Origin of the sequence: Pseudomonas sp. RA_35y_Pfl2_P32 (assembly GCF_963970735.1) — a bacterium.
Taxonomy (GTDB): Bacteria; Pseudomonadota; Gammaproteobacteria; order Pseudomonadales; family Pseudomonadaceae; genus Aquipseudomonas.
In genome coordinates this window covers 60,215-66,214 of record NZ_CAXAQF010000028.1, presented here as the reverse complement: position 1 = coordinate 66,214, position 6,000 = coordinate 60,215, and the positions used below count along the sequence as shown (strand labels likewise).

Sequence of the window (6,000 nt, the reverse complement as noted above, 5' to 3'; positions counted from 1 at the left end):
TTGGCGTACCAGTCCATGGTCAAGAAGATCACCTTGTGCTCCTTGGGCGTGAACGGGATCACGGTTGTGCTGTACGTCGTGGTCATTGGAGGGCTCCCTGCACTCAGAGGTGCTTCGGCGTGCTTGCCGGGTTCGAGGCGGTGGTTCGGTAATCATCCGTCGAGCCCAGCGGCTCGAGCTGATCGGCCTGCGTGTGATAATCGCGCAGGCCTTGGCGCGCCAGTTGCGGGAGTGCAGGCACGGCGTCCGCGCTTTGTGCTTTGGGTTCGATCTCGAAGCGATGACCGTTCAACAGCTCTACCGCATAGGCCTGAGTGCCAGGCACGTGCTCGAACCGGATCACGCCAGCGGTGCCGGTCAGGCCCTCCTGGATCGCTGTGCCATCGGCGAAGAGGGTGTACGGCTCATCCTCGTAGGCCGCAACGCCAGGTAGCGGATTGATCACCGCGCTGAGATTGTGAATCACCTCTGGAGGCGCTTGCGAAACAGCACGCTCCAGGAGCGCCCCCGCTTTGTCGGCATCCGCAGGTAAAGGAATATCGGGCAATAGCACGGCAATCTCAGTGCCGTTGCCCGGGGCACCACCGTCGTTGACCTTGACCACTGGCCCCATCGCGGTGATGCCAGCCCCATCCAGTTTGATGAAACTGCCACCCGCTTTCACTGTGAGCTCTACGCCAGCCTCGATGATCATCTTCTGGCCAGCCTTGAGTTGAATCTCGCGGCCGACGCTTATCAACTGAGCGGTGCCCAACTGGGTGTGCTGATTCTGGCCCACGATCAGATGATCATCAGCTTTGGCTTCGACTTTGCGGTCGGCGTGGGTGGTGCGGTGCTCTTCGGCTTTGAGTTCGGTGTAGGCGTTCTTTTCCACGGTGTCGTGGCGTTCGTGGCCGACGCGGATCGTCTGGTTGTGCTCGATATTTTCGTCCCAGTCGCGTTGGGCGTGGAGGAAGATCTGTTCGGCGCCTTGCTTGTCTTCGATGCGCAGTTCATTGAAGCCAGCACCGCCCGGTGAACTGAGGGTTTTGAACAGGGTGCGGGTCTTGTTCGCCGGCAGTTCATAGGGAACGGCATTTTCTTTGTGGTACAGGCACCCGGTCACCAGCGGCTGGTCAGGGTCGCCTTCGATGAAGGTGACCAGCACTTCCATGCCGACACGGGGAATGCTGATGCCACCGTAGCGGTCGCCAGCCCAGCTGGAGGCGACACGCATCCAGCAACTGCTCTTGTCGTCGACCTGTCCTTCGCGGTCCCAGTGGAACTGCACTTTCACGCGACCGTACTGGTCGCAGTGGATTTCTTCGCCCTTGGGACCGGTGACCATCGCGGTCTGGCTGCCAAGCACGCGGGGCTTGGGATGCGCTAGCGGTGGGCGGTAGAAAACGTCCCACGGCGTCGCGAGGAAGCGGTTGCGATAGCCCTGGTGCAAGTCATCTTTGTTGTCGGGGGTGTCGCTGGTCACCGATTCCTCAAGGACTTGCGGTTGAAGTGAGCCTGGTGGGCAGGACTGAACATCTCTCGTTGTTCCTTGACGGGGCGCAGATCTTCCGTAATCCCCAAGCTTGCGGGTCGGGCATGGGGGCTGAGCGCGAGCGGCAGCTCGTGAGGCGCGCAATGGTAGCCAACATGAACTGCGCAAGAAGTTGCGCAATTGCCCGCAGAGCACCGGTACGTATGGGTTTCAAAATTTCAAAACAAAATGTTTCTTGATCGGGATGTGGGAGTACCTCAACCGCCACCCCCTCCAGTCCTGCGAGCTGAGCCCTGGCTTTGGAGTGCTGGCGGCCCTATCTTTTTCGGATAAAACGCCCCAGGCGACTTTCCCACACCCCGTTACACAGGCTAGGCTGCGCCAGCCCCCTCCCCCGACACCAGGACGTCGACCATGCCAGTACGCATCGAGTTAACCCAAGACCCGCAGCCCGCAGAACGCCAGGCCATTCTCGACCCGCTGCGCGCCCACAACATTGCCCATGCCGGTGACGGCCACTATCAGGAAATCGCCCTGCTGGTTCGCGATGAACACAGCGAAGCGATCCTGGGTGGGCTCTACGGGAAAATGTTCTACCAATGGCTGTTCATCGACCTGCTGTCCGTGCAGGAACAGCTACGCGGCCAGGGCATTGGCGCCCGGCTGATGCACATGGCCGAGCAACTGGCGCGGGAAAAAGGCTGCATCGGCATGTACCTCGACACTTTCGAGTTCCAGGCGCCGAGTTTCTACAGCAAGCTGGGGTTCACCGAAGTCGGGCAGATTGTCGACTACCCGCCAGGGAGCAAGCGCTACTTCTTCCAGAAGCGCCTGGTTGACTGAGCCTCGGATAGCGGTGAATCAAGCAGCATCGATGTTGCATGTACCGGCCTTATCGCAGGCAAGCCATGCTCAAGAGCCAAGGTGCATCAATGCCCGCTCGCTTCGGGTCCGGCCTTCGCCGAAAACGGTGGTTTGGCCAGCCATACCAGCAGGATCAAGCCGACAAACCCCCAGCCCAGCAGCGTGAAGTAGTCCACGGTGGACAGCATGTAGGCCTGGCTGGTCAGGACCTGGTCGAGTTGGGCGTAAGCTGGATTGCCTGCGCCCCCCAGGGTATCGAGGGCGCCTCGGGTGACCGGGTCGAAGGTGCTCAGGTGTTCGCTCAGGTAAGCGTGATGCTGGTCGGCCCGGCGGATCCAGATCCAGGTGGTCAGGGAAGCCGCGAAGCTGCCGCCCAGGGTCCGCAGGAAGGTGGCGAGCCCCGCGCCGTCGGCAATCTGATGGGGGGGCAGGTCCGACATCAGGATGCTCAGGGTCGGCATGAAGAACAGCGCCACACCAATGCCCATGAACAGCTGCACCAGCGCCACATGCTGGAAGTCCACCTCATTGGTGAACCCGGCACGCATGAAGCAGCTCAGGCCAATCGCCAGGAACGCCAGTCCGGCCAGCAGGCGCAGGTCGAACTTGTGCGCGTACTTGCCGACAAATGGCGACATCAGCACCGGCAGGATTCCGATCGGCGCCACCGCCAGGCCGGCCCAGGTCGCGGTATAGCCCATCTGGGTCTGCAGCCACTGCGGCAGGATCAGGTTGATGCCAAAGAACCCGGCATAACCCAAGACCAGCACAAGGGTGCCAATGCGAAAGTTGCGATGGGCAAACAGCCGCAGATTGACCACCGGGTGCTGGTCTGTCATTTCCCAGATCACGAACACCGCCAGGGCAATCACCGAAATGGCCGCGCCCATCAGGATGAAATTCGACTCGAACCAGTCCAGGTCATTGCCCTTGTCGAGGATGATCTGCAATGCCCCCACGCCGATGATCAGGCTGATCAACCCCACGTAGTCCATCGGCTGGTGGCTAGTGATTACAGGACGGGCCTTGAGCTGCTGACGGACCACCATCACCGCGAAGACCCCGATGGGCACATTGATGAAAAAGATCCAGGGCCAGCTGTAGCTATCGGTGATCCAGCCCCCGAGGATCGGCCCGGCAATCGGCGCCACCACCGTCACCATCGCCAGCAAGGCCAGGGCCATGCCGCGCCTGGCCGGCGGATAGACCGCGATCAGCAGGGTCTGGGTCATCGGGTACAGCGGACCCGCCACCAGGCCTTGCAGCACACGAAAGCCGATCAACTCCGGCATCGAGGTGGAAACACCGCACAGGAACGAAGCCAGCACGAACAGGATGGTCGCCCACAGGAACAACTTGACCTCGCCGAAGCGCCGGCTCAACCAACCGGTCAGCGGCAAGGCAATCGCGTTGCTCACGGCGAACGAGGTAATCACCCAGGTGCCCTGCTCCGAGCTCACCCCCAGGTTGCCGGAAATAGTCGGCAACGCCACGTTGGCGATGGTGGTGTCGAGCACCTGCATGAAGGTTGCCAGCGACAGGCCAAGGGTGCTGAACAGCAGGCTTGGGGGGGTGAAAGACGCGGTATTGCTCATCGCGAATCCTTTGAACCGAGGCAGGCACTGCGCCCTTGGGGCGGCGCAGCGGCCGGATTGGCGAAATCAGCGCTGAGCGGTTTTGCTCGCCACTGAACTGTTGTCATGAATCAGGCGGGTGATCAGCGCGTCGGCGTCGGCCAACTGACGGTCATAGATGGAGGTACTGAACGAGGCCTTTTGCGGTGGCTGTTGCGCCAACACCGGGCCGCTCTGGTCACGCAGGTCGACCTTGACCAGGGTCGACAGGCCGACGCGCAGCGGATGCTTGGCCAACTGCTCGGCGTTGATGTGGATGCGCACCGGCACCCGCTGCACGATCTTGATCCAGTTACCGGTGGCGTTCTGCGCCGGCAACAAGGCAAACGCACTGCCAGTGCCCGCACCCAGGCTGTCGATGGTGCCGCTGTATTTCACGTCGCTGCCATAGAGGTCGGCTTCGATGTCCACCGGCTGGCCGATGCGCATGTCGCGCAGCTGGGTCTCCTTGAAATTGGCGTCGATCCACAACTGATCGAGGGGGATCACCGCCATCAAGGCCGTGCCCGGTTGCACCCGTTGTCCCAGTTGCACGGTGCGCTTGGCCACATAACCGGTGACCGGGGCGATCAGGGTGCTGCGGGCCTTCGTCAGGTAGGCCTGGCGCAACTGCGCGGCGGCGGCCTGCACGTCCGGATGGGAGGACACCACGGTGTGGTCCACCAGCGCGGCGCGGGTCTGGAACTGTTGCTGGGCGTTGGCCAGGGCGTTTTGTGCCGAGGTCAGGTCATCCCGGGCATGGGACAGTTCTTCCTGGGAAATCGCCCCTCCGGCGGCCAGCGTTTTGCGGCGGTTGTAGTTTTCCTGGACCTTCTGCACTTCCGCCTTCTGCGCATTGACCTGGGCTTTCATGCCATCGACATTGCTGTACAGGCCACGCACCTGGCGCACTGTACGTGCCAGGTTGGCCTCGGCGCTTTGCAGGCCGACTTCGGCGTCGTTGGGGTCGAAGTTGACCAGCACCTGGCCTTCGCGGACCAGGTCGCCATCGTCAGCGCCGATGCTGACCACGGTGCCGGTGACCAGCGGGGTAATTGCCACCACGTTGCCGTTCACATAGGCGTCATCGGTGGTTTCGTTCCAGCGCCCGTAGAGATGATGCCAGCCCCAGACGCCGAGGCAGCCCAGGACCACCAGCAGTGTCAGCACCAGTAGCATGAACTTGCGCTTGCCGGGGTTGCCCGTGTCTTGGTCGGTTACAGGCGTCGGGGTGTTCTGCACGTTGGCCATGACCAGTACCTTGAATTATTGAGTCAGCGTGGCAGGCGCTGGGGATGGGCCGGCTGGCGGCCGAGCAGTTCGGCAGGCAGCACCAGGCCAAGGCGAGCACCCAGGTTTTTTTGACTCATTTGTCACCTAAGCGCAGCACGGTGATGGGATCACCGGCGGCCAGCAAAATTTTCTTCAGGATGGCTTCCAGGGTCTGCAACTCCTGGGAATCGAGGGCACCGGCCAACTGATTCATCGCGTTGACGCCGATGCCCGGTAACTTGTCGGCCAGCACCTGGCCTTCCTCGGTCAGGGCCAGGCGCACCAGGCGCCGGTCGTCTGCACAGCGTTGGCGCAGCAACAGGCCCTTGTGCTCCAGGCGGTCGAGCATGCGGGTCATGGAGCCGCTGTCCAGGGACAGGTGGCGACACAACTCGGCCGGGGTGTCGACGCCGAACTGGGCCACGATAATCAACACCTTGAACTGCGCGGCGGTGATGCCGTGAGGTTCCATGTGCGTGTCGATAATCCGGTCCTTGAGCAAGGCGGCGCGCCCCAGCAGCAGACCGAGGTGGCAATTTTGAAAATTGTCCGGCGAGAAATGTTCCATCTGACGACCCATTGGCTGCCTAGGCAGTGAATATGTGTCTTGATGTTACTGCCTAGGCAGCGAATGTCAAAGAAAATAGTTAGCAAGCTCTGCAATTTACAGACCGCTATCGCGAGCAAGCGGAGCGCGGCCCGGCTCGCTCCCACAGGATGTGTGTTATCCCGTGGGAACGAGCCTGCTCGCGATGGCCGTGCCCCAATGCAGTAAGG

At 61.7% G+C, this 6,000-nt stretch carries 4 protein-coding genes and 1 pseudogene; 1 reads left to right on the top strand and 4 read right to left on the bottom strand.

Annotated elements, in window-relative coordinates:
• Positions 1-103: 103 nt before the first annotated feature.
• Positions 104-1,489: pseudogene (tssI, locus tag AACY45_RS24160) on the bottom strand (type VI secretion system tip protein TssI/VgrG); the annotation flags it as partial.
• 399 nt (positions 1,490-1,888) lie between these two features.
• Between tssI and AACY45_RS24155 the strand changes: the two are divergent.
• Positions 1,889-2,317 carry a GNAT family N-acetyltransferase gene (locus AACY45_RS24155; RefSeq protein ID WP_339547789.1) on the top strand — a complete coding sequence of 143 codons (429 nt, stop codon included), beginning with the start codon at positions 1,889-1,891 and terminating at the stop codon, positions 2,315-2,317.
• Positions 2,318-2,403: 86 nt separating this feature from the next.
• Here AACY45_RS24155 and AACY45_RS24150 read toward each other — a convergent pair whose 3' ends face one another.
• The 3 genes from AACY45_RS24150 to AACY45_RS24140 form a co-directional block, all read right to left on the bottom strand.
• Complete coding sequence (locus AACY45_RS24150; protein WP_339547788.1) at positions 2,404-3,933, bottom strand: DHA2 family efflux MFS transporter permease subunit; 1,530 nt, start codon at positions 3,931-3,933, stop codon at positions 2,404-2,406.
• Between the two features lie 66 nt (positions 3,934-3,999).
• A complete protein-coding gene (locus AACY45_RS24145) occupies positions 4,000-5,202 on the bottom strand; it encodes an HlyD family efflux transporter periplasmic adaptor subunit (protein WP_339547787.1) in 1,203 nt (400 codons plus the stop codon).
• Positions 5,203-5,317: 115 nt separating this feature from the next.
• Complete coding sequence (locus tag AACY45_RS24140) at positions 5,318-5,791, bottom strand: MarR family winged helix-turn-helix transcriptional regulator (protein ID WP_339547785.1); 474 nt, start codon at positions 5,789-5,791, stop codon at positions 5,318-5,320.
• Between the last annotated feature and the right edge of the window lie 209 nt (positions 5,792-6,000).

What these genes read in the sequence shown, in the direction of transcription:
- AACY45_RS24145 (WP_339547787.1), bottom strand. Translation starts at nt 5,202, where the DNA reads ATGGCCAACGTGCAGAACACCCCGACGCCTGTAACCGACCAAGACACG.
- AACY45_RS24150 (WP_339547788.1), bottom strand. Translation starts at nt 3,933, where the DNA reads ATGAGCAATACCGCGTCTTTCACCCCCCCAAGCCTGCTGTTCAGCACC.
- AACY45_RS24140 (WP_339547785.1), bottom strand. Translation starts at nt 5,791, where the DNA reads ATGGAACATTTCTCGCCGGACAATTTTCAAAATTGCCACCTCGGTCTG.
- AACY45_RS24155 (WP_339547789.1), top strand. Translation starts at nt 1,889, where the DNA reads ATGCCAGTACGCATCGAGTTAACCCAAGACCCGCAGCCCGCAGAACGC.